At 68.9% G+C, this 26,872-nt stretch carries 22 protein-coding genes; 9 read left to right on the forward strand and 13 right to left on the reverse strand.

Annotated elements, in window-relative coordinates; genetic code table 11:
- Window positions 1-15 precede the first annotated feature (15 nt).
- The 4 genes from GV007_RS05855 to GV007_RS05870 all read right to left on the reverse strand — a co-directional run bounded on the left by GV007_RS05855 (window position 16) and on the right by GV007_RS05870 (window position 4,850).
- Window positions 16-1,041 (reverse strand): ABC transporter permease, encoded by a 1,026-nt coding sequence (locus GV007_RS05855; protein ID WP_160071367.1) that lies wholly within the window; start codon window positions 1,039-1,041, stop codon window positions 16-18.
- Entirely contained in the window at window positions 1,038-2,174 is a 1,137-nt protein-coding gene (locus GV007_RS05860) for an ABC transporter permease (protein WP_160071368.1), read from the reverse strand. The genes GV007_RS05855 and GV007_RS05860 overlap by 4 nt, the downstream gene beginning before the upstream one ends.
- Window positions 2,171-3,760, reverse strand: a complete 1,590-nt coding sequence (locus GV007_RS05865; protein ID WP_160071369.1) for a sugar ABC transporter ATP-binding protein — start codon at window positions 3,758-3,760, stop codon at window positions 2,171-2,173. The genes GV007_RS05860 and GV007_RS05865 overlap by 4 nt, the downstream gene beginning before the upstream one ends.
- A 100-nt stretch (window positions 3,761-3,860) precedes the next feature.
- Window positions 3,861-4,850, reverse strand: a complete 990-nt coding sequence (locus GV007_RS05870; protein WP_328809438.1) for an ABC transporter substrate-binding protein — start codon at window positions 4,848-4,850, stop codon at window positions 3,861-3,863.
- Window positions 4,851-5,025: 175 nt separating this feature from the next.
- Between GV007_RS05870 and GV007_RS05875 the strand changes: the two genes are divergently transcribed.
- The 4 genes from GV007_RS05875 (at window position 5,026) to araA (ending at window position 10,137) form a co-directional block, all read left to right on the forward strand.
- Window positions 5,026-6,045, forward strand: coding sequence for a LacI family DNA-binding transcriptional regulator (locus GV007_RS05875; RefSeq protein ID WP_228502274.1), 1,020 nt, complete (start codon window positions 5,026-5,028; stop codon window positions 6,043-6,045).
- Between the two features lie 125 nt (window positions 6,046-6,170).
- The gene (gene araB / locus GV007_RS05880; protein WP_160071595.1) at window positions 6,171-7,904 is read left to right on the forward strand and encodes a ribulokinase; all 1,734 of its coding nucleotides are present in this window, start codon (window positions 6,171-6,173) and stop codon (window positions 7,902-7,904) included.
- Window positions 7,901-8,623 (forward strand): L-ribulose-5-phosphate 4-epimerase, encoded by a 723-nt coding sequence (locus tag GV007_RS05885; RefSeq protein ID WP_236558349.1) that lies wholly within the window; start codon window positions 7,901-7,903, stop codon window positions 8,621-8,623. Before araB ends, GV007_RS05885 begins: the two co-directional genes overlap by 4 nt.
- Window positions 8,620-10,137 carry an L-arabinose isomerase gene (araA, locus tag GV007_RS05890; protein ID WP_160071371.1) on the forward strand — a complete coding sequence of 506 codons (1,518 nt, stop codon included), beginning with the start codon at window positions 8,620-8,622 and terminating at the stop codon, window positions 10,135-10,137. The genes GV007_RS05885 and araA overlap by 4 nt, the downstream gene beginning before the upstream one ends.
- Window positions 10,138-10,296: 159 nt before the next feature.
- Here the strand turns inward: araA and GV007_RS05895 are convergent, their stop codons facing one another.
- On the reverse strand, window positions 10,297-11,232 hold the full coding sequence (locus tag GV007_RS05895) for a LysR family transcriptional regulator (protein WP_160071372.1): 936 nt from the start codon (window positions 11,230-11,232) through the stop codon (window positions 10,297-10,299).
- A 101-nt stretch (window positions 11,233-11,333) separates the two neighbouring features.
- Between GV007_RS05895 and GV007_RS05900 the strand changes: the two genes are divergently transcribed.
- The gene (locus GV007_RS05900; protein WP_160071373.1) at window positions 11,334-12,437 is read left to right on the forward strand and encodes a PrpF domain-containing protein; all 1,104 of its coding nucleotides are present in this window, start codon (window positions 11,334-11,336) and stop codon (window positions 12,435-12,437) included.
- Between the two features lie 47 nt (window positions 12,438-12,484).
- Window positions 12,485-13,771, forward strand: a complete 1,287-nt coding sequence (locus GV007_RS05905; RefSeq protein ID WP_160071374.1) for an SLC13 family permease — start codon at window positions 12,485-12,487, stop codon at window positions 13,769-13,771.
- A gap of 82 nt (window positions 13,772-13,853) precedes the next feature.
- Here GV007_RS05905 and GV007_RS05910 read toward each other — a convergent pair whose 3' ends face one another.
- The 6 genes from GV007_RS05910 to GV007_RS05935 all read right to left on the reverse strand — a co-directional run bounded on the left by GV007_RS05910 (window position 13,854) and on the right by GV007_RS05935 (window position 19,668).
- On the reverse strand, window positions 13,854-14,450 hold the full coding sequence (locus GV007_RS05910; protein WP_160071375.1) for a DUF1349 domain-containing protein: 597 nt from the start codon (window positions 14,448-14,450) through the stop codon (window positions 13,854-13,856).
- A 114-nt stretch (window positions 14,451-14,564) separates the two neighbouring features.
- Window positions 14,565-15,407, reverse strand: coding sequence for an ABC transporter ATP-binding protein (locus GV007_RS05915; protein WP_160071597.1), 843 nt, complete (start codon window positions 15,405-15,407; stop codon window positions 14,565-14,567).
- Entirely contained in the window at window positions 15,407-16,507 is a 1,101-nt protein-coding gene (locus GV007_RS05920; RefSeq protein ID WP_236558350.1) for a FecCD family ABC transporter permease, read from the reverse strand. The genes GV007_RS05915 and GV007_RS05920 overlap by 1 nt, the downstream gene beginning before the upstream one ends.
- A complete protein-coding gene (locus tag GV007_RS05925; protein WP_236558351.1) occupies window positions 16,504-17,583 on the reverse strand; it encodes a FecCD family ABC transporter permease in 1,080 nt (359 codons plus the stop codon). The genes GV007_RS05920 and GV007_RS05925 overlap by 4 nt, the downstream gene beginning before the upstream one ends.
- A 7-nt stretch (window positions 17,584-17,590) precedes the next feature.
- A complete protein-coding gene (locus GV007_RS05930) occupies window positions 17,591-18,553 on the reverse strand; it encodes a siderophore-interacting protein (RefSeq protein WP_160071377.1) in 963 nt (320 codons plus the stop codon).
- Window positions 18,550-19,668 carry an ABC transporter substrate-binding protein gene (locus GV007_RS05935; protein WP_201297580.1) on the reverse strand — a complete coding sequence of 373 codons (1,119 nt, stop codon included), beginning with the start codon at window positions 19,666-19,668 and terminating at the stop codon, window positions 18,550-18,552. The genes GV007_RS05930 and GV007_RS05935 overlap by 4 nt, the downstream gene beginning before the upstream one ends.
- Window positions 19,669-19,828: 160 nt before the next feature.
- Here GV007_RS05935 and GV007_RS05940 point away from each other — a divergent pair, with 160 nt between their 5' ends.
- Window positions 19,829-20,590 carry a hypothetical protein gene (locus tag GV007_RS05940; RefSeq protein ID WP_160071378.1) on the forward strand — a complete coding sequence of 254 codons (762 nt, stop codon included), beginning with the start codon at window positions 19,829-19,831 and terminating at the stop codon, window positions 20,588-20,590.
- 57 nt (window positions 20,591-20,647) lie between these two features.
- Here GV007_RS05940 and GV007_RS05945 read toward each other — a convergent pair whose 3' ends face one another.
- A complete protein-coding gene (locus tag GV007_RS05945; RefSeq protein ID WP_160071379.1) occupies window positions 20,648-21,733 on the reverse strand; it encodes an ABC transporter substrate-binding protein in 1,086 nt (361 codons plus the stop codon).
- Between the two features lie 101 nt (window positions 21,734-21,834).
- A complete protein-coding gene (locus tag GV007_RS05950; RefSeq protein ID WP_160071380.1) occupies window positions 21,835-22,620 on the reverse strand; it encodes a helix-turn-helix domain-containing protein in 786 nt (261 codons plus the stop codon).
- An 85-nt stretch (window positions 22,621-22,705) separates the two neighbouring features.
- Here GV007_RS05950 and GV007_RS05955 point away from each other — a divergent pair, with 85 nt between their 5' ends.
- Both GV007_RS05955 and GV007_RS05965 read left to right on the forward strand, forming a co-directional pair.
- Window positions 22,706-24,694 (forward strand): ABC transporter transmembrane domain-containing protein, encoded by a 1,989-nt coding sequence (locus tag GV007_RS05955; RefSeq protein WP_201297582.1) that lies wholly within the window; start codon window positions 22,706-22,708, stop codon window positions 24,692-24,694.
- A complete protein-coding gene (locus GV007_RS05965; protein WP_201297584.1) occupies window positions 24,691-26,607 on the forward strand; it encodes an ABC transporter ATP-binding protein in 1,917 nt (638 codons plus the stop codon). Before GV007_RS05955 ends, GV007_RS05965 begins: the two co-directional genes overlap by 4 nt.
- Window positions 26,608-26,872 lie beyond the last annotated feature (265 nt).

The following is a 26,872-nucleotide window of genomic DNA, read 5'->3' on the forward strand; positions in this document are numbered from 1 at the left end:
GCACAGCGCCCGCCGCTATTGCGTTCGCCGCTTCCGGGAGGTGACGGCCCGCTGCAGCAGCACGAACACGAGCAGGATGCCGCCAGTGATGATCGTCGTCGCCTCCGGAGGGATACTGCCGTCGCGAGTGATGAGGACGTTCATGAGCCCGAGCACGAGGGCGCCGACCACTGAGCCGAGCACGAACCCACCGCCGCCGGTCAGCAGCGTGCCGCCGATGATGACCGCGGCGATCGCGTCGAGTTCCCATCCGACGCCCGTGATGTTCTGCGCGATCCCGAGCTTCGAGGTGTAGAGCACTGCCGCGATGCCTGCGAGGGTGCCGCTGATGACGTAGATCATGATCTTCGTTCGCGCGACGGGGAGTCCCATGAGCAGCGCGGACTGCTCCGAGCCTCCCATGGCGTAGACGGTCCGCCCGAAGCGGGTGCGGTGCAGGATGAAGAAGGCGACACCGACGAGGAGAACCGCGATGACGACAGCGGGGGTGACGACGAGGTCGTTGATCTTCGGCCCGTCGATGATCTTGATCTCGGTGGAGAGTCCGCGGATGGGCGAGTCGTCCGCGAGTCGCTGGGGCTCGGTGCTGAGCATCGAGGCGAGCCCGCGGGCGAGGAACATCATCGCGAGGGTCGCGATGAACGGCTGCACTCGGAAGTAGTGGATGAGGATTCCGGAGGCGAGGCCGAAGAGCGAGCCGATGCCGACCATCAGCACGATCACGAGGATCGCGGGGAGGCCTGCGCTGGAGAGCATGACCCCGACCAGGCTGCTGACGGCGATGACCGCGCCGACGGAGAGGTCGATGCCGCCGGTCAGGATGACGAAGGTCAGTCCGATGGCGAGGACGATGAGGTACGCGTTGTTGATGAGGAGGTTGGAGAGGGTGCTGAACTGAAGGATCCCGCCGTACGCGAGTTCCCCATATGCGAGCATCCCGACGAAGATGACCACGGCGGCGAGCGTCGGGAGGGAGTCGAGGTTCGGCTTGAACTTCGCGAGCCTGGTGACCTCGCTGGTCTGTTCGACGATGGTGGTCATGCGGCAACCGCCTTCTGCGCTGGTGCGGAACTCGCGGGTCCGGTGGGGGTCTTGGCTCGTCGCCGTTTGAAGAAGTCGCGGACGCGCTGCGACTGCAGGAGGCAGACGAGGACGATCACGATCGCCTTGAACGCGGGCGTTGCTGAGGATGGGATGGAGAGGAACACGACGGTCTTGTCCAGCGTCGCGATGAGCAGGGCGCCGATGACGCTGCCCGTGAGCGAGAACTTGCCTCCGGCGAGCGACGTGCCGCCGATGACGACGGCGAGGATCGCATCCATCTCCGACGCCGACCCTGTCTTGGCGACTTCGACCGTCATGACGGTGGCCGTGCTGAGGATGCCCGCGACGCCCGCGAGGATCGCGCTCGAGATGTAGACGAAGAAGAGCAGCCCGATGGGGCGGATGCCCGCCATGCGGGAGGCCTTGGGGTTGATGCCGATGGACTCGATCATGAGGCCGAGCGCGGTGCGTCGCACGAGCAGTGCGACGAGGACGACGATGCCGACGGCGAGCACGAAGATCACTGGGAACCCGCCGATCGTGCCGTTGGCGATCCAGCGGAACGAGTCGTTGCTCGCCGACGTGTTCTGGCCGGCGGTGATGACCTTCGCGAGCCCGCGCCCGGCGAGCATCATGATGAGCGTGGTGATGAAGGGCTGCAGGCCGACCACGGAGACGAGGAGTCCGTTGACGGTGCCGAGGAGCGCGCTGATGAGCAGCGCGAGGCCGATGGCGGTCAGCGCCGAGCCGAAGGAGTTCTGCGCGGACGCCATGAACTCCATCGAGACGGCACCCGCCACGGCCATGACGGAGCCGACGGACAGGTCGATGCCGCGCGTGGCGATCACGAGGGTCATGCCGACGGCGATCATCATGACGGGTGCGCTTGCGCGGAGGATGTCGATGATGTTGCCGTTGAGGTCACCGGTCGCCTGGTTGACCGAGATGCCCAGGTAGCCCGGGTCCTTGATCAGATTGACGATGATGAGCAGCACGAGTGCGACGACCGCCCAGATGTAGGGCTGTCGAAGTGCGCCGCGCACCGGGTGGTCGGTGGCTCGTCGGCGTTGGGGCGGTTCGGCGGGGCCGTCGGTGGTCGGTGTGCCGAGCGCGGCCGTGGTCTGGCTCATGCGTGGGCTCCCTCGACGTCAGTGGATGCGGGTGGGGTGGACGGGGTGCCCGGCAGCTGCGTGTCGACTCCGTCGGCTGCGATGGTCTGGACGATGAGGTCCGCGGTGACGTCGGGGCCGTTGGCGATCTCCGCGATCTTCCTGTGGTCCTTGAGGACGACGATCCGCTCGCTGAGCCTGACCACCTCGTCGAGCTCCGACGAGATGAAGATGACCGACATGCCGTCTTCGGCGAGCTGCGCGATGGTCTCCTGGATCTCGGCCTTGGCTCCCACGTCGATGCCGCGGGTCGGCTCGTCCAGGATGAGCAGCTCGGGCTTCGTGGCGAGCCAGCGCCCGAGGAGCACCTTCTGCTGGTTGCCTCCGGAGAGGTTGCGGATGGCGCGCTCCGGGTCGGCGGGGCGGACGTTGAGCTCGGTCAGGTACTTGGCGCAGAGCTCGTTCTGCTCTCTTCTGGACAGCGGGCGAGCCCAGCCTCGTCTGGCCTGGACGGCGAGGATCAGGTTCTCGCGAACGGTGAGGTCACCCACGATGCCCTCGTCTCGACGGTTCTCGGTCGAGAAGGCGATGTGCTTGCCGAGCGCGGCGGCGGGCGAATGCACCTCGACGGGCGACCCGTTCAGGTGGGCCGTTCCGGCGTCTGGCTTGTCCGCCCCGTAGATCAGGCGCCCGAGCTCGGTGCGTCCCGATCCGAGCAGTCCGGCGAGACCGACGACCTCTCCGCGGTGGACCTCGATGTCGACGGGATCGATGGAGCCTTTTCGACCGATGCCCTGAGCACTGTAGAGGGGGACGTCGTCGCTGTCTCGGGCGTCGACCCGTCGGTTGGCGCCCAGCGACTCGAGGGTCGAGAACTCCTTGCCGATCATCTTCGAGATGAGATCGCTTCTGCTGAGGGCGGCGGTGGCGTACTCGCCGACGAACTGTCCGTTGCGGAGCACGGTCAGCCGGTCGCTGATCGCGTACACCTGGTCGAGGAAGTGGGAGACGAACAGGATCGCGACCCCCTGCTCGCGAAGCTGGCGGATGACGGCGAACAGCCCTTCCACTTCCTGCGCGTCGAGGCTCGACGTCGGCTCGTCGAGGATGAGGACCTTCGATCTGATGACCATCGCTCGGCTGATCGCGACGAGCTGCTGCATCGCGAGCGAGATGCTCGAGAGCGAGCGCTTCGGGTCGAGGTGGTCGAGCCCGAGCGCTGCGAGTGCGTCGCGCGCTGCCGCGTTCGTCTTGCGCCAGTTGATTCCGAGGGGCCCCCGCACTTCGTGCCCGAGCATCACGTTCTCCCCGATGGAGAGGTTGTCGCAGAGGTTCACCTCTTGGTAGACCGTGGAGATGCCTGCGGCTTGGGCGTCTGCCGTGCCCCTGAGCTGCCGCTCCTCGCCGCCGATCAGGATGGCGCCTGCGTCGATCTTGTAGACGCCGGTGAGGGCCTTGATGAGGGTGGACTTCCCCGCGCCGTTCTCGCCCATGAGGGTGTGCACTTCGCCGGGGAAGAGTCGGAAGTTCACGTCTTGGAGTGCTTTCACTCCGGGGAACTCGATTGAGATGCCGCTCATCTCAACGATTGGCTGGTTCGCTGCCATGATCGCCTAGCGTTCTGCCGGTGGCCGGCGTCGAGTGACTGGGGTGGGCGCGCCCGGTGCGCCGCCGAGAGAGCGGCGGCGCGCCGGGGCACGAGCGCTGTCAGTACTTGCGGTCGGGGAGGGCGGTGGTCGCGGCCTCCGGCGAGTCGAAGGTCACGCTCTCGACGACGATGTTCTTCTCGACGCTCTCGCCGGCGACCGCGGACTTCACGACGTCGACGGCGACGTCACCGAAGAGCGGGTTGTATTCGGCGACGAAGGACAGGCGGCCAGCTGCGAGCGCTTCGAGGGCGGCCTTGGTGCCGTCGATCGTGATGATCTTCACGTCGGTGCCTGGCTTGAGTCCTGCTTCTTCGACGGCGAGGGCTGCGCCGAGTCCCATCTCGTCGTTCTGTGCGAAGACGAGCTGCACGTCGTTGCTGTTCGACTTGAGGATCGTCTCGAAGACGCTCTTGGCCTCTTCGGTCGACCAGTTCGCCGACTGGCTCTCGAGCTTCGTCAGCTTCGGGTCGATGCTCTCGTCCCAGCCCATGTTGCGGTCGTTGACGACGGAGAGTCCGGGAGGACCTTCGAGCACGACGTAGTTGCCTCCGTCTGCGAACTGCCCGTTCGCCCACTCGGCTGCTGCTGAGCTGATCCCCACGTTGTCGGGGGCGATGTGGCTCGTGTAGAGGGCTTCGTCGTTCGGCTCGATGCCGCGGTCCAGGAGGATGACGGGGATCTCGGCCTCCTGGGCCCGTTCGAGGACGCTCTCCCAGCCGGTGGCTTCCGTGGCGGAGAGCAGGATGGCGTCGACGCCCTCGTCGATGAACGAGGTGAATGCGGTGATCTGCGAGTTCTGGTCCCCGTTGGTCGCGGGTGCGTACTTCAGCTCGAAGCCGTTCTCGGTGGAGAACGAGTCCTGGATGTTCTGCTCGTTCGCGGTGCGCCAGCCGCCTTCTGGTCCGACGGCGACGAAGCCGACGGTGATGAGTTCCCCGTCGCTGCCGGCGGCCGCGTCTCCTGAACCTCCGGAGCAGGCCGCCATGCTCAGAGTGAGTGCTCCTGCCATCGCGATCCCGGCGATGGTCTTGATCGTTGACTTGTTCACGCTTGTCTCTCCTCGTTGAGAGCAGTTCACTCGTGCCTGGGCCTTCGTGACGCTGCGCCGTGGGATGCTTCCTCGCATCTGCCGAAATGTTATCGATCACATACTGGGAGCGCAACCGGCAATCTTAATCGTTATTCGGACACCGGCACTCGCTGGCTGTGGGCATAATTGCGGAATGACGAACGGACCTGTGGATGCGATGAAGCCCAAGCGGGCTGCAAGCGTGTTCGACGTCGCGCGTGCCGCCGGGGTGTCCCACCAGACCGTCTCGAGGGTCCTCAACGACCATTCGAGCGTCCGCCCGTCCACTCGGCAGAAAGTGCTGGATGCGATGGGCGAGCTGAACTACCGGCCGAACCTCGCCGCGAGGGCACTTTCCTCGAAGCGCAGCCGAACTCTCGGGGTGCTCTCGACCGCGAGCGGCGAGTACGGCCCGTCGTCGAGCATCATCGCCATCACGGAGGCCGCACGGGCACGGGGATACACGACGATCGTCGAGCAGACGGACGGCTTCGATGTCGCGTCGATCGAAGAGGCCCTCGGGAACCTGGCGAGCCTCAACGTCGAGGGCATCGTCGCGGTCGCTCCGCAGACCCCCCTCCTCGAGGCCCTGAGCTCCATGAATTCGGGCATCCCGTTCGTGACGCTGCAAGCATGGGCCACCGAGGGAGGGGCCGACCTGGCTCAGGATCAACTCCAGGGAGCGCGCGTTGCGACGGCCCACCTCCTCGACCTGGGGCACATCGACGTGGTGCACCTCGCCGGCCCCAGCGATTGGATCGACGCAACCTCCCGCCTCCGGGGCTTCCGCCTCGAGATGGAGTCACGGGGCCTGGTTCCGCGACACATCGACGCCAGGGACTGGTCCCCCGGCGCCGGCTATCTGGCCGCGGCTCAGATCTTCGAATCGAAGGCGACGGCCGTGTTCTGCGCGAACGATCAGACCGCCCTCGGCGTGCTCCATGCGGCGCACGATGCCGGAGTCTCCGTCCCGGACGACCTGAGCGTCGTGGGCTTCGACGACATCCCGGAGGCCGCGCACTTCTGGCCGCCGCTGACCACCGTTCGGCAGCATTTCGCCGCTGCTGGGGCCCAGTGCGTCGCGCGACTCCTCGACGGCGATGAGGGCATCCCGAACGTGCTGCCGAAGCTGATCAGCCGCGCCTCGACTCGTCGGATGACCCTCGAGAGCTAGCCGGGCCGCGTCCACAACTCTGGGCTTGCGCTCACGGCCTCTACATGGTGTGATCGATCACATTACATCCGGTCGAGCCAAAGGAGACCGCCAGGATGAGTCATTCGACGAACTCGGAATCGCGCATGCAGGACGCCGATCGTCCGAGCGCAGACACCGCGGATCGCTACGTCATCGGCGTCGACTACGGCACCCTGTCCGGCCGGGCGGTCGTCGTCCGCGTCCGTGACGGCGCCGAGCTCGGCGTCGGCGAGCTGCCGTACCCGCACGCCGTGGTCGACGAGCGGCTCCCGACGACGGGTGAGCAGCTCCCGCCCGAGTGGGCGCTGCAGGTGCCGAGCGACTACGTCGACGTCCTCAAGGTCGCCGTGCCCGCCGCCATCGCAGACGCTGGCATCGACGCGGCGGATGTCATCGGCATCGGCACCGACTTCACGGCCTGCACCATGGTGCCGACGCTCGCCGACGGCACCCCGCTCAACGAGGTCGCCGGCTTCGAGACGCGCCCCCACGCGTATGTGAAGCTCTGGAAGCACCACGCAGCGCAGCCGCACGCCGACCGCATCAACGACCTCGCCGAGCTCAGGGGCGAGAAATGGCTGCCCCGGTACGGCGGCCTCATCTCGAGCGAGTGGGAGTTCGCGAAGGGCCTCCAGCTCCTCGAGGAGGACTCCGAGGTGTACGCCGCGATGGACCACTGGGTCGAGGCGGCCGACTGGATCGTCTGGCAGCTCACGGGCACGTACATCCGCAACGCCTGCACCGCCGGCTACAAGGGCATCCTGCAGGACGGCGAGTACCCCAGCCGCGAGTTCCTCGCCGCTCTCAACCCCGAATTCGCCGACTTCGCGGAGGCCAAGCTGGCCCACGAGATCGGCCAGCTCGGCGACGCCGCCGGCACGCTCTCGGCGGAAGCCGCGGCGTGGACGGGACTGCCAGAGGGCATCGCAGTCGCGGTCGGCAACGTCGACGCGCACGTCACCGCCCCGGCAGCGGCCGCGACCGAGCCGGGCCAGATGGTCGCCATCATGGGCACCTCCACCTGCCACGTCATGAGCTCAGACACCCTCGCCGAGGTGCCGGGGATGTGCGGGGTCGTGGACGGCGGAATCGTCGCGGGCCTCTACGGCTACGAGGCCGGCCAGTCTGGCGTCGGCGACATCTTCGCCTGGTACGTCGAGAACCAGGTGCCCGCCCGCTACGAGCGCGCCGCGGCCGAACTCGGCATCTCCGTGCACGAGCACCTCACCAACCTCGCGGCAGCGCAGCCCGTCGGCGCGCACGGCCTCATCGCGCTCGACTGGCACAGCGGCAACCGCTCCGTGCTCGTCGACCACGAGCTCTCCGGCCTGCTGGTCGGTGCGACGCTCGCGACGAAGGCGGAGGACGTCTACCGCGCCCTGCTCGAGTCGACGGCCTTCGGCACGCGCAAGATCGTCGAGACGTTCAACGCCTCCGGGGTTCCCGTGACGGAGTTCATCGCGGCCGGCGGACTGCTCAAGAACGCGTTCCTCATGCAGACCTACAGCGACATCCTCGGTCTGCCGATCTCCACGATCGACAGCGCGCAGGGGCCGGCGCTCGGATCCGCCATCCACGCGGCGATCGCCGCAGGCGCGTACCCGGATGCGCGCGCCGCGGCCGCCGCCATGGGGCGCGTGACCCGCGCCAGGTACGTCCCGAATCCCGAGGCGGCTGCCGCGTACGACGAGCTGTACGCCGAGTACGACGAACTCCACGACCATTTCGGGCGGGGCGCGAACCAGGTCATGAAGCGCCTCAAACAACGCCGCCGCGCGGCGCTCGCCAGTGCATCCGGTGCCCCAGCCCCGGCAACCCGCGAGGAGGTCAACGCGTGAGCATCCAGACGCAGATCATCACGCCTGAAACTCAGGCGAGCATCGACAAGGTCCGCGCCGAGGTCGCCTCGCTGCACGACGAGCTCGTCCGCTACGGGCTCGTCGTCTGGACGGGCGGCAACATCTCCGGCCGCGTGCCGGGCACGGAGCTGTTCGTCATCAAGCCGTCCGGCGTCAGCTACGACCAGCTGAGTGCCGACAACATGATCCTCTGCACCCTCGACGGCGAGGTCGTGCCCGGCACTCCCGGCTCCGATCGCTCCCCCTCGAGCGACACCGCGGCGCACGCCTATGTGTACCGCAACATGCCAGAGGTGGGCGGGGTCGTGCACACGCACTCCGACTACGCCGTGGCGTGGGCGGCGCGGGGCGAGCCCATCCCGTGCGTCATCACGGCGATGGCGGATGAGTTCGGCGGGGAGATCCCCGTCGGACCGTTCGCGATCATCGGCGACGACTCGATCGGCCGCGGCATCGTCGAGACGCTGCGCGGGCACCGCTCGCGGGCGGTGCTCATGAAGAACCACGGGCCGTTCACGATCGGCAAGGACGCCCGCGACGCCGTGAAGGCGGCCGTCATGGTCGAGGACGTCGCCCGCACCGTGCACATCTCCCGGCAGCTCGGCATCCCCGACGCCATCCCCCAGCAGGCCGTCGACGCGCTATTCGACCGCTACCAGAACGTCTACGGACAAGACCCGACAGGAGCCCTCAGTTGAGCGCACTCACCACTTCCTTCGACGCAGCCGAGATCTGGTTCTTCACCGGCAGCCAGGGCCTCTACGGCGAGGAGACGCTGCGTCAGGTCGCCGAGCAGTCGCAGGGCATCGTCCGGACCCTCAACGAGTCGCCGAACACGCCCGTGAAGATCGTCTGGAAGCCGGTGCTCACCGACTCCGACGCCATCCGCCGCGCTGCCCTCGAGGTCAACTCGAACGACAACGTCATCGGCATCGTCGCGTGGATGCACACCTTCAGCCCCGCGAAGATGTGGATCCAGGGCCTCGACGCGCTCGCGAAGCCGCTCCTGCACCTGCACACGCAGGCCAACGTGGAGCTGCCATGGGCCGACATCGACTTCGACTTCATGAACCTCAACCAGGCCGCGCACGGCGACCGCGAGTTCGGGTACATCCAGACCCGCCTCGGCATCCCCCGCAAGACGGTTGTCGGCCACGCCTCCAGCGCGAGCGTGACGCGGCAGATCGACAGCTGGTCGCGCGCCGCGGCCGCCTGGCAGGCCGTGCGCACCATGAAGCTCGCGCGCTTCGGCGACAACATGCGCTTCGTCGCGGTCACCGAGGGAGACAAGACCGAGGCCGAGCTGCGCTTCGGCGTGCAGGTCAACACGTGGGGCGTCAACGAGCTCGCCGACGCCGTGGACGCGGTCGACGACGGGGCGGTGGATGCACTGGTCGCCGAGTACGAGGAGCTCTACGACGTCGCCCCCGAGCTGCGGCTCGGCGCCGAGCGCCACCAGTCGCTGCGCGACGGCGCGGCCATCGAGCTTGGCCTGCGCTCCTTCCTCGAGGCCGGCGGCTTCAGCGCGTTCACGACGAGCTTCGAGGACCTCGGGGCGCTCAAGCAGCTCCCGGGGCTGGCCGTGCAGCGCCTCATGGCCGAGGGCTATGGCTTCGGTGCCGAGGGCGACTGGAAGACGGCCATCCTCGTGCGGGCCGCGAACGTCATGGGCGCCGGCCTGCCCGGCGGGGCGAGCCTCATGGAGGACTACACGTACGACCTCACCGAGGGCAGCGAGCTCATCCTGGGCGCGCACATGCTCGAGGTGAGCCCCTCCCTCACAACCGCCAAGCCGACCCTTGAGGTGCACCCGCTCGGCATCGGCGGCAAGGACGACCCCGTGCGCCTCGTCTTCACCGCCGACCCGGGCCCCGCGGTCGTCGTCGCGCTCAGCGACATGCGCGACCGCTTCCGCCTCGTCGCGAACGTCGTCGAAGTCGTGGAGCCCACCGCTCCCCTGCCGAAGCTGCCCGTCGGCCGCGCCGTGTGGCAGCCGGAGCCCTCGTTCGAGGTGTCGGCCGCCGCCTGGCTCACGGCCGGCGCAGCCCACCACACGGTCATGTCGACCGCCGTCGGCATCGACGTGTTCGAGGACTTCGCGACCATCGCGAAGACCGAGCTGCTGCGCATCGACGCCGACACCACCCTGCGCGAGTTCAGCAAGGAAGTGCGCTGGAACCAGTCCTACTACCGCCTCGCGCAGGGCCTGTAGACCCGGCGGTTCTCGAGCGACCTCGGTGCCGCCGCGGCCGGTGCCGCCGCGGCTCTTCGCGGTGGCACCGAACGACGACCACGAGGTGGCGCCGCTCTTGTTCGGAGAGGGCCAACGGCGCCACCCCGTGGCACCTCCCCTCGGCATGCCGCGCCGCGGTCACACCCGCTGGACCTGGCCCCGCTGCGCGATACTCCGCGCCGCGTCGTGGATCGCCCGCGAGATGGCGTACATCGCCGGCGTGTACTGCCGCCGCGCGAGCGACGCGATCGTGATGGAACGGGACGGCACCTCGTCGCGACCGGCGAAGCGGACCATCTTCACGTCCGGCCGGTGGTGCGCGATCGCGAGCTCCGGCACCATCGCGATCCCCACACCGGCCGCCACCATCGCCTCGATCTCCTGGTAGTCGTGCGCCTCGTAGACGACTCGCGGCTCGAACCTCGCCGCCGCGCAGGCTCGGAACAGCACCTCCGAGGCAGGATGCCGGTCGTTGCGGATGATCCACTGGGCCGAACGCAGCGACCTGACGGTCACGTTGTCCTCGATCTCGGAGTCGGCCGCGACCAGGAGCACCGTCCGATCCGTGGCGACCGGCACGAGCGACAGCGACTGCTCGGCCGCCTCCGTCCAGGCGTAGCTCCACATGAGCGCGAGCTCCACCTCGCTGCTGTGCAGCATCTCGACGAGCCGCGGCCGAAGCGCTGACCGCACCTGCACGGTGATGCTCGGCTGCGAGTGATGGAAGCTCTTGAGCGCATCGGAGAGCAGTGACGCGCTCACGGTGGGGAACGAGCCGAGGCGGACGGTGCCGCGCTCGAGACCTCGAAGCGCCTCGAGGTCGCCCCTCGCGGCTCGCATCTCTCGCCGGAAGAGTCTCGCGCGCTCGACCAGCACGGCCCCGGCTTCCGTCACCTGCACACCCCGGGGAAGGCGGACGAGGACGGGCTGGCCGATCGACTTCTCGAGCTTGGTGATGCGCTGCGAGGCGGCGGACACCGTCATGTTCGCGCGCTCGGCTCCCGAGGTGATGCTGCCAGCATCCACGACGTCCAAGAGCAGGGACAGGGTTGCGGCATCGAAGAGGTCCGACATGACTCACCTTTCAGGTCTGCTAAAGCCGAGCGTAGCAACATTCAATTTACGTGAAGCCTTTCGCTTCCTAGCTTGGAGGGAGTCAGACGAAAGGCTCCACGATGCAAACCCCAGCAACCCTCATGCGAGGCGGCACCAGCAAGTGCTGGATCTTCGACTCCCGCGACGTCCCTGCGGACCGAGCGGCGCTGACCGCACTGCTCATCGACACGTTCGGCGCGCAGGACCCGCGGCAGCTCGACGGCGTCGGCGGCGGCACCTCTGTCACCTCGAAGGCCGCCATCGTGTCGAGGAGCGCCGACCCCTCCTTCGACATCGACTACCTCTTCGCGCAGGTCGCCGTCGGCGAATCCGTCGTCGAGTGGGGCAGCAACTGCGGGAACTGCGCCACCGCGGTCGCACTCTGGGCCGTCGACACCTTCGACCTCGCGCACGGGGCTCCGAGCACCGAGGTGCGGATGCGCAACCTCAACACGGGCGCCGAGGTGACCGCCCGGGTGGACACGGAGGAGCACGAGGCGACCGTGAGCGTCCCCGGTGTCCGGGGAGCCGGCACCGCCGTCGACCTCGCCTTCATCAACCCGGTCGGCTCGACCACGGGAAGCCTCTGGCCCACAGGCAACCACCGTGACGAGCTCACCGTCGACGGACTCACTGTCGCGGTCTCGATGGCGGATGCCGGAGCCCCGGTCGCGCTTGTCGAGGCAGACTCGCTCGGCGTCTCGGCCGCCGCGACCGAGGAGCAGGTGCGCCAGTACGTTCCCATGCTGCGCAAGATCCGCGCCCGCGCCGCCGTTGCGATGGGCATCGCGCCCTCCATCGACGAGGCCTTCGACGCGATCCCGAAGGTCGGCATCGTCGGCCCGCCCGTCGACTACGTGACGTCGCTCGGGGAGCCGGTCAGCGCCAGCGACTACGACGTCTCGGTCCGCATGCTCTCGATGAACAACCCGCATCCGACCATCGGCCTGACCAGCGCGGTGGCCATCGCGCTCGCGACGACCGCCACCGACTCGGTCCTCGGACCAGTCGGCCAGCCAGCGAATGCTGCGTCCGCCACTTCGACCCTCGACGTCCGGGTGATCACCATCGGCACGCTCGGCGGCACCCTCCGCTGCGAGGTCGAGATCTCCGCAGACGGCTCACGCGTCCTCCTGCGACGCGCTGCCCGCCGGCTCGCCGACTCGCAGCTCTACGTGCGGTGAGCACGCCTCCACTGGCATATTCTCCATCCTGATCCGAAAGCGTGACAATGTCGTCCACTGAAATCCTTCCTCTCATCGCACTGATCGCGATGTTCGTGATCGCCACGATCTTCCCCATCAACATCGGCTTCCTCGGGTTCGTCGGAGCCTTCGCCGTCGGAGCCATCTACCTCGGCTTCGACGACAAGGAGATCCTGTCCGCGTTCCCCGGCTCGATCGTGCTCACGATCGTGGGCGTCACGTACTTCTTCGGCATGGCCAAGAAGAACGGCACGATCGACCTCTTAGTCAACGTGTGCATCCGCGCAGTGCGGGGCCGCGTCTCCCTCATCCCCTGGGTCTTCTTCGCGGTCGCATCGTTCCTGACCGCGCTCGGCACGTTCAGCCCGGCCGCCGTGGCCCTGATCGCACCCGCCGCGATGACGTTCGCAGCCCGCAGCCGCATGAGCCCGCTGGTGATGGGCATCATGACCATCAACGGCGCCCACGCCGGGGCGTTCTCGCCGATCTCGGTCTCTGGGATCATCGTGCGCGACCTCGTCGAGGGAAACGGCCTCGCCATCGAGCCCTGGTCGCTCTTCTTCGCCAGCTACGGCATCAACACCCTCCTGTCGATCCTGACCGTCGTGGTCTACGCCGTCGCGAGCCGGGTGCGCACACTCGAGTACACGGCGACCGGCTCCATCACCACCGCCGGCGCCCACGACATCGACGACGAAGGGCCTTCGAAGGCGAACCGCGTCCAGGCGCTCACGCTCGCGCTGATCGCCGTGATCCTGGTCCTTGTCCTGCTCTTCCACCTGCCGATCAGCTTCATCGCCATCGCGGCGGGCATCGTGCTGGCCTTCACCGATCTGAAGAAGCAGAGCGACGCGATCGTCGGTATCAGCTGGTCCACCGTGCTCCTGGTCTCCGGCATGATCACCTACGTGTCGATCCTTCAGGAGCTCGGCACAATCGATCACCTCGCCGACATGGCCCTCCTCATCGGAGCTCCGATCGTCGTCGCACTGGTGCTCTGCTACGTGATCGGCCTGACGTCGGCCTTCGCCTCCTCCACCGCACTCCTGACGGCGATCATCCCCCTGGCGATGCCGCTGCTCGAGATGGGCGCACTCCCCATCGTGGGAGTCGTCGCGGCGCTCTCCATCTCGGCCACCGTCGTCGACGTCTCACCGTTCTCCACGAACGGCGCGCTGGTGCTCGCGAACGCGCAGGGCATCGACCGCCGGGTCTTCTACAAGCACCTGCTGCTCAACGCAGTCGCCGTCGTCGCGATCGCCCCGCTGCTCTGCTGGCTGATCCTCGTCATCATCCCCAACGCGGTCGGGTAGCTCGGCCACAGGAGAACACGGTCCGCAGGTAAGCACGGCCCGCTGTCGCATCCCGAGACGGGAGCCCCAGCGGGCCGTTGCCTCACGGGTGCAGCGAGTCGTCCGCCGGCGTCGTCCGCCACGCGGTGAAGTGCACCACCAAGCCGCTCCGCGACGGCGCGCAGCAGAATGGGCCGGCCGCCACGAGCGCATCGGCCGCCAGCGGTGCCACTCGAACGAGGCGCCACGGCTCGGCGTCCACCCGGGCGCGGATGGTGACGGCGTTGCCCTCCCGGCTCGCGCGCACCGTGACACGGCGGCCACCCCACTCGGGCACTGGAGCCAGCGACCAATCCGACTCGGACCTCGTGACCACGGCCCCCAGCTGCTCCTGCCCGTCGCTCACCTCGATGCCGGCCTTGATCCAGGTCTCGTCGTCGACCCTGAGGAAGATCCCTGCCTGGTCGAACTGCTCGGTGAAGTCCACGACGAACTCCACCTCCACGGCGGAATCCTGCTCGAACGACCGCAGGAGGGCGTGCTCGGAGTCGTGGACGAACCCGTAGGACGTGGTGCGCCACGCGTCGCTGCCCTCCACGGCGGTGACGCGGAGCCCATCCTCGCTCGCCTTCGCGGCAACCGGCTCGTTGGTCCAGTGACCGTCACCCCACGGGATGCTCGTCGCGTTCAGTTTCGTCATCATCGACTCCGTTCGGCTCGGGGCAGCACGCGCAGCCCAGGTCGAGCGCGCGCGGTCAGTTCGTTGCGCAGTCCATCATCTCTGTCGACCGCGCTGCTCGGCCAACCGTTCCCGCTACTCCGTCCACACGCCTTCGCGGGGAATCACGAGCGGCGTGCCGGTCTCGGGGTCGTCGATGATGCGGCAGGGCAGCGAGAAGACGTCCTCGACGAGCTCTGCCGTGAGCACCTCGCCCGGCTTGCCCTGGGCGACGATCTCGCCGTCGCGCATGACCACGAGGTGCGTCGCGAAGCGGGCCGCCTGGTTGAGGTCGTGCAGCACGGCGACCAGCGTGCGCCCCTCGCCGCGGAGCCGCCGGAACAGCTCGAGCAGCTCGTACTGGTGGGAGATGTCGAGGAACGTCGTGGGCTCGTCGAGCAGGAGCACCGGCGCTTCCTGCGCGAGCGCCATCGCGACCCACACGCGCTGCCGCTGACCGCCGGACAGCTCATCCACGAACCGCGACGACAGTGCATCCACCCGCGTCGCGGCCATCGCGTCGGTGACGGCGCGCTCGTCGGCCTCCGACCAGCGGTCGAACATGCCCTGATGCGGGAACCGGCCGCGCGCGACGAGGTCGGCGACCCTGATGCCCTCAGGGGCGAGCGACGTCTGCGGCAGCAGGCCGAGGCGCTTCGCGACGTCCTTCGTCTTGAGCGTGAAGATGTCGCTGCCATCGAGCAGCACACTGCCCTCGCTCGGCTTGAGGAGCCGGGCGAGGGCCTTCAGCAGCGTCGACTTGCCGCACGCGTTCGGCCCGATGATGACGGTGAACGAATGCGCCGGCACCTCGAAGTCGAGGCCCTCGATGATGGGCTGCTCGTCGTAGCCGACGTGCACGGAGGTGGCCTTGAGCTCTGCCGCGACCAGCCCCACCCCGGGGCCCGCCTTGCTCGCTGTATCCGCTTCGATCGTCATCACTGACGTCCCTTCTTCGTGGTCTGCTCGTGCACGAGCAGCCAGGCGAGGTAGATGCCGCCGACGCAGACGGTGAGCACGCCGACTGGGAGGTCGACGAGCTGCGCGACGAGGTCGGCGGAGACGAGGAGGAGCGCGCCCACGAGCGCCGACGGCAGGAGCTGCAGGCTGGCACCCTTGGTGAGCCGGCGCGCGATCTGCGGGGCGGCGAGGGAGATGAACGAGATGGGTCCGGCCGCAGCCGTGACGAGCGCCGTCAGCGCGACCCCGACGAGGGTCGAGAACGCGCGCGTGCGGTTCGCATGCACGCCGAGCGACAGGGCCGCGTCGTCACCCACCTCGAGCGCCGCGAGCGGACGCCCGAGGAACCCGCATCCCACGACCAGCGCGGCGAAGATGAGCGTCGCCGGCAGCAGCTGCGCGTAGCCGAGCGCACTCAGCGAGCCGGAGCCCCAGACGGCGGCGAGCATCGCCTGCTCCTGGCTGACCCGCATCATCATGAGCGCGTTGAGAGACGCGAGCATGGCGCTCGCGCCGATGCCCACGATGATGAGCCGGAACGGACGAAGTCCCTTCCGGTAGGCAAGCAGGTAGACGGCCGCCGCGACGACGGCCCCGCCGAGCAGGGCCCCCGCTCCGATGGCGTAGTACGAGGTCGAGCCGATCCAGAGCATCACGATGATCGCGCCCGTGTAGGAGCCCGTCGAGAAGCCGATGATGTCGGGGGATCCGAGCGGGTTGCGGGTGATCGACTGGAAGATCGCGCCGCTTGCGCCGAGCGCGAGGCCGGCCAGCACGGCGAACAGGAACCGCGGAAGGCGCCACTCGAACACGACGAGCCGGTGCGCCCTGGACGCATCCGCGTCGAAGAGCGCCGTCAGTACCTCCCAGGGCGAGAGGGCGAGCGTGCCGTAGCCGAGCGAGACGATGCCGAGCGCCAGCACGGTGACGACGATCGCGGCGCACACGACGACCGCGCGGCGGCGGTGGAGGTTGGAGAAGCGGCCGAAGCGCACGGCGTAGGTGCGGTCGCCGAAGTCGATGCCCCGGGCAGCAGCCTCGGCGGCGACGGCGACAGTTCCCTCCCGTGTCGCGGTCACAGTCCGCTCACCTTCTTGCGGCGCACGAGGCCGATGAGCACGGGTGCTCCGATGATCGCGGTCACGAGCCCGACCCGCAGCTCTCCGGACGGCAGCACGATGCGGCCGAGAATGTCGGCGGCCAGCAGCAGGATGGGCGACATGACGATCGACATGACGATGATCCAGCGCTGGTCGGGCCCGACGAACCAGCGCACGACGTGCGGCACCATGAGGCCGACGAAGCCGATCGGGCCGGCGATCGCGACGGCGGTGCCGGCGAGCAGCGTCACGGCGATGACGACGAGCACTCGGGTCGAGCGGATGCGCACCCCGAGCGAGGCCGCGAGCTCGTCACCCAGCGACAGCGCGTTGAGGGAGCGGGCGCAGAACAGCGCGAGCACCACCCCGACGATGATGAGGGGCAGGCACGTGAGCACCACGTCCATCGACCGTCCGCCGATGGACCCGACTCCCCAGAACCGTGTCACGTTGAGGGCCTCGATGTTCTTCAGCACGATCGCCGAGGTGAAGCCGCCGAGCACGGCGCTGATCGCAACGCCTGCGAGCGTGAGGGTCAGGGGCGTCGCCTTGCCGCCGCCGACAGAACCCATCGCGTAGACGAGCATGGTCGCGAGGAACGCCCCGATGAGCGCGAACCACACGTACTGGCCGGGAGCGGTGAAGCCGAAGAGGCCGACCGCGAGCGTCACGACGAAGCTCGCGCCGGCATTGACGCCGAGGATGCCGGGGTCGGCGAGCGGGTTGCGGGTGAACGCCTGGATGAGGGCGCCGCACAGCCCGAGCGCGGGCCCGACGACAAGCCCCACGAGGGTCCGCGGGATGCGCAGGTCGAGCACCATGACGTGTTCTTCGGTGGCGCGCGAGCCGAGCAGACTCTCCCAAACCACCTCGGGCGAGATGGCTCGCGCGCCGACGAAGATGCTCAGCACGACCGTGCCGGCGAGCACCGCGAGGGCGACGACAAGCGCGAGGGTGCGCTTGGCGTTGCTGCTCGCCAGGCCGCTCCCGCTGGGGTCCCGGGGGTTCGAGCGAGCCGCCCCGACGCTCGGACCCGCCGTGCTGATCGTCGCCACGGCGCGGCTAGAGGCCGACCGAGGCGTAGATGCGGAAGACCTCGTCCATGCGGGTCTCCTCATCCATCTCCGGTTCGCCGTCGCCGGTCTCGCCGTAGAGGTCCATGATCTGCTGCTTGATCGACTCGTCGAGTGCCTCCCACTTCGCCGACCAGGCCTCGACTTCGTACGTCCAGTAGCCGACGACCTTGTACGCGGAGCCGGGGAGACCGAGCGTGTGGCGGAGGTGGCTGCGCACCTCGCGCGTGACGCGCGTCTCGCCGGCCACCCACACGTAGACGCTGCCGTCGTTCGGAATGTCGAGGCGGCGCACGGCCTCGACGAGGCGGCTCGGCCGGTGGCCGTTGCCGGAGCCGCGCACCCAGTGCGCCGCCTTGAGGTCGACCGACGGGAACAGCTCGTAGCCTGCATCCCGGATCTCGCAGACGATCTCCGTCTCGACGTGCGGCGTCAGCTCGGCGATGCGCAGCGCGGCAGGCAGGGCCGGCTCGTCGCAGATGAGTACCTGCTTGGCGACGCCCTCGGGCAGCGCGTACAGGTCGCGCGGCGGGTTGATGCCGAGCACGTAGCCGGGCTTCGCGCCGAGCACCCACGTGCTCGCGATCCCGCCCTCGTGCACGACGAAGTCGATGTCGATCTCACCAGGCCGGTGGTCGCGGATCGTGTACGTGCGCATCTGCGAGGGCTCGACGCCCTCCTCGTAGTCCCAGCCGCGGCCGGAGACGAACGGCAGGCGCGGCTCGAGGTGCGCCTCGTCGGGGAAGAAGAGGCGCACGTACTCGTCGCCGATCCCCGTCGTGGGGTAGTCGAGCAGGTCGTCGCCGCCGAACGTGACCCGGAGCATCCCGGGCCCGAGCTGCCGCACGCCCGTCACGACGGCGCGGTGGATGCGCTCGACGTAGCCGCTCGCGGCTGTCTCGGATTCGGTTCCGGTTTCGGTTCCGGTTCCGGCTTCGGTGAGGGCGGTCATTCCGCGCCTCCGACCCCGTTGCCGTCGATGGCCGAGTTCAGCATGGGAACGAACTCGTCGATGGCCCACGGGATGGAGAGGGGCGTGGGCGCGTTGGTCGCCATGGCGAGCGGCTCGCTCTCGAGGAACAGGTAATGGCCGGTGGCGATGGGCTCCCACAGCTTGAACGTGGGGTGGTTGAGCGTGTAGTCGAGCTCTTCCTGGCTGTTCGACCAGGCGACGAAGATGTCGGCGGGGATGGTGTCGAGTTCCTCGAGGCTCACGGCGCCGTACCAGTTGTCGCCCTCGACGGTGCCGAGCACCGTGTCCATGGCCGGGGTGTTCTTGAGGCCCAGCTCGGTGAGGAACTGCACCCGCAGGTCGCTCGGGATGTAGATGCCGGCCTCCGTCGCCCCATCGCTGAGGGTGAGCCCGTACGCGAAGGTCGTGTCGGCGAACCGCGGGTTCTCCTCCTTGACGGTGTCGAGATGGCCCTGCGTCTCGGCGATGATCTCGTCGGCCTTCGCGGGCTGGCCGAGGCTGTCGCCGACGATCTCGACGAGCGACTGCCAGGACTCGGAGGCCCACGGCTTCTCGGGGTACGCGACCGTCGGAGCGATCTCGGTGAGGCGGTTGTACTCGACCTCGGTGAGGCCGGAGTGCGGGGCCAGGATCACGTCGGGCTCGAGCGTGAGGATCTGCTCGAAGTCGAGCTCGTTCGCGTCGTTGTAGTTGAGGATCTCCGGCATGGTGCCGCCAAGCTCCTCGACCTCCGCGCGGAACCACGGCGAATAGCCTTCCTCGTCGCCGCCCCACGTCTCGGGAATCCCGACCGGCACGGTGCCGAACGCGGCGACGACGTCCTGCGTCGCCCAGCCGATCGTCACGACCCGCTCTGGCGCTTCCGAGATCGTGGTCTCGCCGAAGACGTGCGTCATCGTGACGGGCAGGGCGCCCTCCTCGGCTGCCGTCGCCGTCACTCCGTCAGCCGCTGCGGCGTCACCGGATGCGCAGCCCGCGAGCGCGAGGACCGTGACGGTAGCGGCGGCGAGCGCTCCGGTCCAGCGGCGATGCGTCGAGCGTCGCGGGGCGGGACGGGACGAGGTGGACAAGCGACGGGTGACAGTCGAGGTCAAGGTGGCTCCATTCGACACAAGTGCAGGCACTAGAGGTAAGGCTAACCTCAGAACACACCGAGCTTACGGAGGCGGCGTATCGCTCCGCGGTCACTCGGCATCGCATTCCTGCCACCCGAAGCGTCGCGCGGGCACCCCCTCGCCGCGCTACTCTTCGAAGGTGAATCAAGACGAGCTGTTCGGGGGGCTGCTCGCCATCTTCGTGCTCGCGGCCATCGCGATCGGTGCGATCGTCGTGTTCGGCGATCTCAGCATCCGCCCCCGCCCGAAGCGCCTCCCGCTCTGGCAGTACACGCACCGCGTCATCGGCAGGGACCAGCCGTTCGTCACCTCGAGTGGGTCGTTCCCGGCGAACGAGCAGCGCCTCTGGGAGCTGTGGGTCGAGAGCCACAAGCCCGGGAAGCTCGTCGCCGTTCCCGTCGAGGAGCATCCGTCCACCCCAGTCGCCGCCCCAGCCGAGGGCGACACCGATAGCGGGGACGAGACCGGGGCCGACGGTTCGCCAGCCAAGCCAGCAGAGCAAGCAGAGACGCGACAGCTGCGGGTCTCCAGGGTCTCCCGTGAGCTTCGCTCCGTGTATCCGCTGGCCCTGGTGGGCTTCAACGCCTACTTCGAGGACTACGAGAAGAGCGAGTTCCCCGTCGGCCTCATCGTGCGCGGCAGCGATGGCGTCGCGATGATGACCCTCACCGCGGACGACGTCGTCGCGTTCGACGAACGGGGGCGCAGGCTCTGGTCGAGCCGCTGGGAGCGCCTCATCTTCTCCAACGCCCACGACCTGCTCCTGTACAACGGGCACACGCAGATCCGCATCGACGACGAAGACCAGCGCGACCTCGTCGAGGCGCTTGTCGTCAAATACGGCCGACTCGAGCAGATGCACTTCCTGCCGGGCCCCCTGCGCCGCGACACCGAAGACTGACCGGGCCGCACGGCGCTCACGCGTCGCGCCTCGCAGCTGCCAGCTGGAGTGCTAGTTCTAGTTGCGCGCGGGAACCGATTCGCCGTCCAGCGCCGCGTTGATGAGCGGCACCATGCCGTCAACGGCATACGGAATCGAGAGCGGCGTCGGCGCTTGCACGGCGTTCTCGAGCGCCGCATCCTCGAGGATCAGGAAGTGCCCCTCGGAGATCGGCTCCCAGAGCTTGAACGTCGGGTGATCGAGCATGTACGCCGTCTCCTCGGGACTCGTGGTCCACGCGACGTACAGGTCTGCCGGCACCCCATCGAGCTCCTCGAGGCTCACCGAGCCGTACCAGTTCTCCCCCTCGACGCCGGCCATGACGTGGTCGAGGCCCGGCGTGTTCTGAAGGCCGAGGTCCAGGAGGAACCGCACGCGCAGATCGCTCGGGATGTAGATGCCCGCTTCAGTGGCACCGTCGGTGAGGCTGACACCGTAGACGACACTGTGGTCCGCGAACCGCGGATTCACATCGGCCGCTGCCGATATGACCCGCTCCGATTCGGCGATGATCGTGTCGGCCTTGCCGGGTTGCCCGAGAGCGTCGCCCACGACCTCAACCAGCGACTGCCACGACTCAGCCGCCCAGGATCGCTCGGGGTAGGCGACAGTTGGTGCGATCTCGCTGAGGCGGTTGTACTCGGTCTCGATGATTCCGGAGTACGGAGCCAGGATGAGATCCGGTTCGAGGGCGAGGATCTGCTCGAAGTCGAGCTCACCGGCGTCGTTGTAGGCGAGGATCTCGGGCAACTCACCTCCGAGTTCTTCGACTTCCGCGCGGAACCAGGGCGAGAACCCCTCCTCATCTCCACCCCACACATCAGGCGTGAGCACCGGAACCGTGCCGAACGCGGCGACCACGTCCTGCGTCGCCCAGCCGATCGTCACGACCCGTTCCGGAGCGTCGCGCACGGTGGTCTCACCGAAGACGTGACCGATCGTCGCCGGAAGGGCACCCTCCTCTGCTGGGGTCGCGATGACGGCGCCACCGGTTCCCGCCTCCGCGGCACCGGATGCGCAACCGGCGAGGGCGATCACCGCCGCCGTTCCGATCGCGAGGGTGCGCATCCACCGCCGCGAGATGCTGTACTGCTCTGACTCCATGGGTTCTCCATTCGCTCGACAGTCTCAGAGCGTATGGATGGTCAGCGTCGCGTTGAGGTCAGGATCTGTCGCGCTCCTGCACCGGCTTCGAACGAGACGAGCTACGGCCGCCAATCGCTGGGCTTCGAGCCCATGGCGCGCCGGAAGGCCGCACTGAACGCGCTGGTCGTGGCGTAGCCGACGCGCCCGGCGACGGTGCCGACGGGCAGATCGTCGGCGAGCATCCGCGCTGCCGCCGCCATACGCACCATGGTCCGCCAGTGCGAGAACGTCATGCCGACCTCTGCCGCGAAGATGCGGGCGATCGTGCGCACGCTGAGCGACAGCTGCCACGCCCACGCTTCGACGCCTCGGTCGTCGGCGGGGTCGCTGAGGACTCGGCGCACGAGCGGTTCGAGGCGCTCATCGCGGGGTACGGGAACGGTCTCGACGTAGCTCGTCGCCTCGGGGAGGAGCTCGATGACGACGGCCTGCGCGCGGAGACGCTGATCGGTCTCCATGGGCGACTCGGCGAGGTGCAGCAGCAGCTCGCGGAACGCGGCGCCCAGCTGCACAGTGCCGACGGCATGCCAGTCGGGGGCGACCTCGCTCGTGAAGTACGTGCAGCACCCGACCGACGAGGCGTCGACCTCCATGGTGTGGGGCGTGAAGGGCGGCACCCAGATGCCCTGGCCGACGGCGAGCGTGCGCAGAGCACCCTCGACGAGCACCACAACGCTCCCCCGCGACGGCCACATGATCATGCCCTCTGGATGCACGTGCGGCACCCGGTCTCCGAGGTTCGAGCCGTCGAGCACGGCCGTCGTGAGGAGGAAGGGAGTGGGAATGCCGACCGGACGGACCTCAAGGGTCGATGGTGCGGGGCTGAGCTCGAGCGCCTGGAACACGGTGCATCTCCTGGTTGTCCGGAACGCAACAGAAGTTGGCCGAACGCATCACTAACGGGACTTAGGTGAACCTTACTATCGACTGATGCCCCGTGAGAACCCCCGAACCCCGACCCCCGCATCCGTCATGCGGGACGCGCTCTTCGCGTCAGGACGCGGCTGGAAGCTCACCCTCGCGACGCTCGGCTACATCGTGCATGAGGCTGCGGAGGCGCTTGTCCCCGTCCTCGTGGGCGTCATCATCGACCGGGCCATCGTCACGAACGACGCCGCGCAGCTCGCGCTCTGGCTGGGCATCCTCCTCGCCAACTTCGTCGTCCTCTCCTTCTCGTACCGCTGGGCGGCGAGGCTCATGGTGCGCGTCTACGGGCACGGCGAGCTCGAGCTGCGGCGCTCGCTCCTGACCCGCGTCCTGCACCCGAACGGCGTGACGAGCCGCCGCAGTCCCGGCGAGCTGCTGCAGATCACGACCTCGGACAGCTACCGGGTCGCGGGCGTCTCCTGGTCGGTCGTGCAGCAGGGCGCGAGCACCGCCGCGATCCTCGTCTCGTCGGCGGCGCTGCTCGCGATCTCGGTCCCTCTGGGCGTCGGTGTCCTCGCGGCTTCCGTGCTGATCCTCGTCGGCATGCACGCGGCTTCGAAGCCCATCGAAGCCCGCGGCGCTCGCGAGCAGGCGTCCGCGAGCGCGGCAAGCGACGTGGCGACCGACCTCGTCGCAGGACTGCGCATCATTCGCGGCATCCGAGCCCAGCCGCAAGCCACCCGCCGGTACCTCGACGCGAGTGCCGAAGCGAAGACGGGCGCGATCGCGTCCAACCGCGGCATCCAGCGCTACCTCGCTGTGAGCGGCATCGCGTCCGGCGCGTTCCTCGCCGCCCTCGCATTCTCAGCCGCCGCCCTTGCCACCCTCGGGCAGATCACGCTCGGAGAGCTCGTCGCCGTCGTCGGCCTCGGCCAGTACCTGCAGGGCTCCCTCGCACACGTCGGCACGTTCGCGTCGAACTGGCTGCACAAGCGCGCATCCGCGGTGCGCATCGTCGCGGTGCTCAGCGAGGAGCACGCGGTGCCCGTCGAGGACACGCACGTCGGCGGCGTGGGCCTGGCGGAGGCTGTCCGTTCCACCCACAAGGCCCCCGCGGCCTTCACATGGCGGGCGCCCGACGGCACTGACATCGACGTGGCCCCTGGCACGCTCGTCGGTCTCCGTCCGGCAACCCCGGCAGCCGCCCGCGCGCTCGCCTCCATGCTCGCCTACCGAGTTCCCCTCGAGGCCGGCGAGGTGACCGTGGCCGGGCTGGACGCCCACACCATCGGACCGGACGCCTACCGACACCTCGTCTTCGCGCCGCCCCACGACGCGACGGTCTTCTCGGCGACGCTCCACGAGAACCTGCTCGTGGATGCGGATGACCATACGGGAGCGGGTGCAGATCCGGGCGCCGCAACCGGAGCGGGATCGGCTGCGGCGGCTGCAGGTGCAGGTGCAGGTGCAGACACCGGAGCTGGCGCTGGTGTCGGCCCCGGAATCGACCCGGACCTCGAGTCGGCCGCGGAACGCGCCGCCCTCACCGAGGTCACCGCGCTCGGCTGGCACCGCCAGCTCGGCGAGCGCGGCAGGCGCCTCTCCGGCGGACAGCGTCAGCGCGTCCTCCTGGCCCGCGCGTTCGCGAGCGAGGCACAGGTCCTGGTGCTCGACGAGCCCGCCTCCGCGCTCGACCCGGCAACCGAGGCGCGCATCGCGGAGTCCCTCCGCGCCCACCCCGCGACCACCGTGCTCATCACCCGCAGCCCCCTGCTGCTCGCAGCCTGCGACCGCGTCGTGGACGTCGAGGCGCACTCGTCGCGCACGACGGGCGACGCTCGACCAGGCGACGCCCGACCAGCCGAAGCTCGACGACCCGAACCCCAGAACGCCTCCACCGCCGCAGGTCCCGACACGCAGCCCCGGCCCGAGTCCCAGAACGAGACGCAGCCACAGCCCCAGCCCCAGGCCCAGGCCCAGGCTCAGGCTCAGCGCGACACCGACCCCGACACCCCAGCCACGAGCCCCGACGAGGAACTGGCACGCCGATGAGCCACGACGCACCGCACGCAGCAGCCACAGCCACAGCCACAGCCACAGCCACAGCCACAGCCACGCTCCTACCTATCGCGTCCGGCCGCGAGACGGCGCGCGCCACAGCTGACCGGCTGCGCGCATCCCGTCCTCGGATCTTCGCCGTGGTCCTGCTGCTCCTCGGCGGCTCCTCGTCGACGCTCCTGGTCCCGCGGCTCCTGGGCTGGCTCGTCGACCTCGTGACCAGCAGCGCGGGTGTCCAGGCGCTGGTGCTGCCCGGAATCCTGCTGCTCGTCGTGACGTGCGTCTCGGCGCTGCTCGCCTACGCGGGCATCCGCCTCCTCGTGGCGCTCGTGCAGGAGCTCGTGAGCGGGCTCCGCGAGGACGCGATGAGCGTCGTCCTCGGCATGCGGGCCGGTCAGGCCGAGAGCTCTGACTCGTCCGACATCGTCTCGCGCGTGACCGGCGACGTCGAGTCGGTCACCGAAGCCGCCTCCGGCGTGCTGCCAGCGGTGACGCAGTCGTCGTTCATGATCGTGCTGTCGCTCGCCGGGATCGCCGCCATCAACCCGTGGCTCGGCCTCGCGGCACTCGTCGCCGTTCCCGTGCAGGTGCTCGCGACGCGCTCGTTCATCCGCCGTTCCCGCCCCGTGTACACGGAGATGCGGGTCGCCGAGGCGGAGCGCGGGCAGGTCATCATCGAGGGGGTGAGCGGGGCGGACACGATCCGCGCCCACCGCAGGCAACGCCGCCAGATCGCCGAGGTGGATGCGCGCAGCCTGCGATCCATCGACCTGCAGTACGAGGCGGCACGCATCCGCACGACGTTCTTCGCCCACCTCAACACGGGCGAGTACCTGGGCGTCGCGGCGATCCTCACCGTGAGCTTCTGGCTCGTGCACGCGGGCGTGGTGTCCATCGGCGGCGCGACGGCGGCGGCCCTCTACTTCCTCGCCCTGTTCGGCCCCATCGGCTCGCTGCTCTCGAGCATCGACGAGCTGCAGCTCGCCGGGGTCGGCCTCGCGAGGCTCGTCGGGGTCGTCGGCGCGCGCGACCACGACGGACGGGATGAAGCGGGGGCGCTCCGCGGAGGCGGAGACGAAGCGGTTGGAGACGAAGCGGGTGAAAACGAAGGCGAAGATGGCACGGGAGTCGCCGCGGGTTCCCCCGCGATCGTCGTCGAATCGGTCGATTTCAGCTACGACGGGCAGCGGATGCAGCTCGCTGACGTGAGCCTGCGCGTCGCGCCGGGCGAACGGGTGGCGCTGGTCGGCGAGAGCGGATCGGGGAAGAGCACCCTCGCGCAGCTCATCGTCGGAGCGTTTGATCCGACGAGCGGAAGCGTGACGGTGCACGGGCGGCCCGCGGCGTCACGCGAGCGGGACGCGAATGTCGTGCTTGTCACGCAGGAGCTCCACGTGTTCGCGGCGACGATCGCTGAGAACCTGAGGCTCGGGGCTCCGTCGGCGAGCGCCGAGGACCTCGAGGCGGCGGTGCGCGCGGTGGGGGCCGACTGGCTGCTCGACCTGGATGCGGGACTCGAAACGCGGGTGGGCGCATCCGGTCTCGCGCTCGATGGCGCCGCCGCGCAGCAGCTCGCGCTCGCGCGGGTGCTGTTGCGCGACCCGGCCATCGTCGTGCTCGACGAGGCGACGGCTGAGGGCGGGGGCGACGACCCGCTGGGCCTCGACGCGGCCCTGACGGCCGCAACGCGCGGGCGCACCTCGGTGGTCGTCGCGCATCGGCTGTCGCAGGCCCGTGTCGCCGACCGCATCGTCGTCATGCGGCGCGGACGCATCGTGGAGCAGGGCAGTCACGGCGAGCTGCTCCGCCTCCGCGGCGAGTACGCCCGCCTGTGGGGCGCGTGGGAGAGCGCGTCGACGGAAGCCTCTGCCCCATCCGCCCTCCCTGCTCCCCTGCAGCAGGAGTAACCCGACGCAGCAGGAACGACCCGGACGCAGCAGGGCAGTAGCAGTAGCAGTAACCAGACCCAGCAAGAGTGAGCCAGACGCAGGCTCCCAGCGTCACGAGCCCGCATCTCGCTGACTTCTGCGCCTCGGGGTCACGCCCGTCGCGCCGACTCCGTCCCGTACAGCTCCCGCTGATCGCCGCTCGCCATCCATCCGCTCCCCGCCACTTCCCTTCCTTCCTTCCTTCCCAACCCATCCGCCCCTCCCCCGCCAGCAACTCCACAAG

It is taken from the genome of Pseudoclavibacter sp. 8L (assembly GCF_902506465.1).
Taxonomy (GTDB): domain Bacteria; phylum Actinomycetota; class Actinomycetes; order Actinomycetales; family Microbacteriaceae; genus Pseudoclavibacter.

Excerpts from the sequence above, each read along its gene's own strand:
- GV007_RS05915 (WP_160071597.1), bottom strand. The coding sequence starts at position 15,407 with ATGACGATCGAAGCGGATACAGCGAGCAAGGCGGGCCCCGGGGTGGGG.
- GV007_RS05865 (WP_160071369.1), bottom strand. The coding sequence starts at position 3,760 with ATGGCAGCGAACCAGCCAATCGTTGAGATGAGCGGCATCTCAATCGAG.
- GV007_RS05955 (WP_201297582.1), top strand. The coding sequence starts at position 22,706 with ATGCCCCGTGAGAACCCCCGAACCCCGACCCCCGCATCCGTCATGCGG.
- GV007_RS05895 (WP_160071372.1), bottom strand. The coding sequence starts at position 11,232 with ATGTCGGACCTCTTCGATGCCGCAACCCTGTCCCTGCTCTTGGACGTC.
- araB (WP_160071595.1), top strand. The coding sequence starts at position 6,171 with ATGCAGGACGCCGATCGTCCGAGCGCAGACACCGCGGATCGCTACGTC.
- GV007_RS05945 (WP_160071379.1), bottom strand. The coding sequence starts at position 21,733 with ATGGAGTCAGAGCAGTACAGCATCTCGCGGCGGTGGATGCGCACCCTC.
- GV007_RS05860 (WP_160071368.1), bottom strand. The coding sequence starts at position 2,174 with ATGAGCCAGACCACGGCCGCGCTCGGCACACCGACCACCGACGGCCCC.
- GV007_RS05965 (WP_201297584.1), top strand. The coding sequence starts at position 24,691 with ATGAGCCACGACGCACCGCACGCAGCAGCCACAGCCACAGCCACAGCC.
- GV007_RS05855 (WP_160071367.1), bottom strand. The coding sequence starts at position 1,041 with ATGACCACCATCGTCGAACAGACCAGCGAGGTCACCAGGCTCGCGAAG.
- GV007_RS05930 (WP_160071377.1), bottom strand. The coding sequence starts at position 18,553 with ATGACCGCCCTCACCGAAGCCGGAACCGGAACCGAAACCGGAACCGAA.
- GV007_RS05875 (WP_228502274.1), top strand. The coding sequence starts at position 5,026 with ATGACGAACGGACCTGTGGATGCGATGAAGCCCAAGCGGGCTGCAAGC.
- GV007_RS05900 (WP_160071373.1), top strand. The coding sequence starts at position 11,334 with ATGCAAACCCCAGCAACCCTCATGCGAGGCGGCACCAGCAAGTGCTGG.
- GV007_RS05905 (WP_160071374.1), top strand. The coding sequence starts at position 12,485 with ATGTCGTCCACTGAAATCCTTCCTCTCATCGCACTGATCGCGATGTTC.
- GV007_RS05910 (WP_160071375.1), bottom strand. The coding sequence starts at position 14,450 with ATGACGAAACTGAACGCGACGAGCATCCCGTGGGGTGACGGTCACTGG.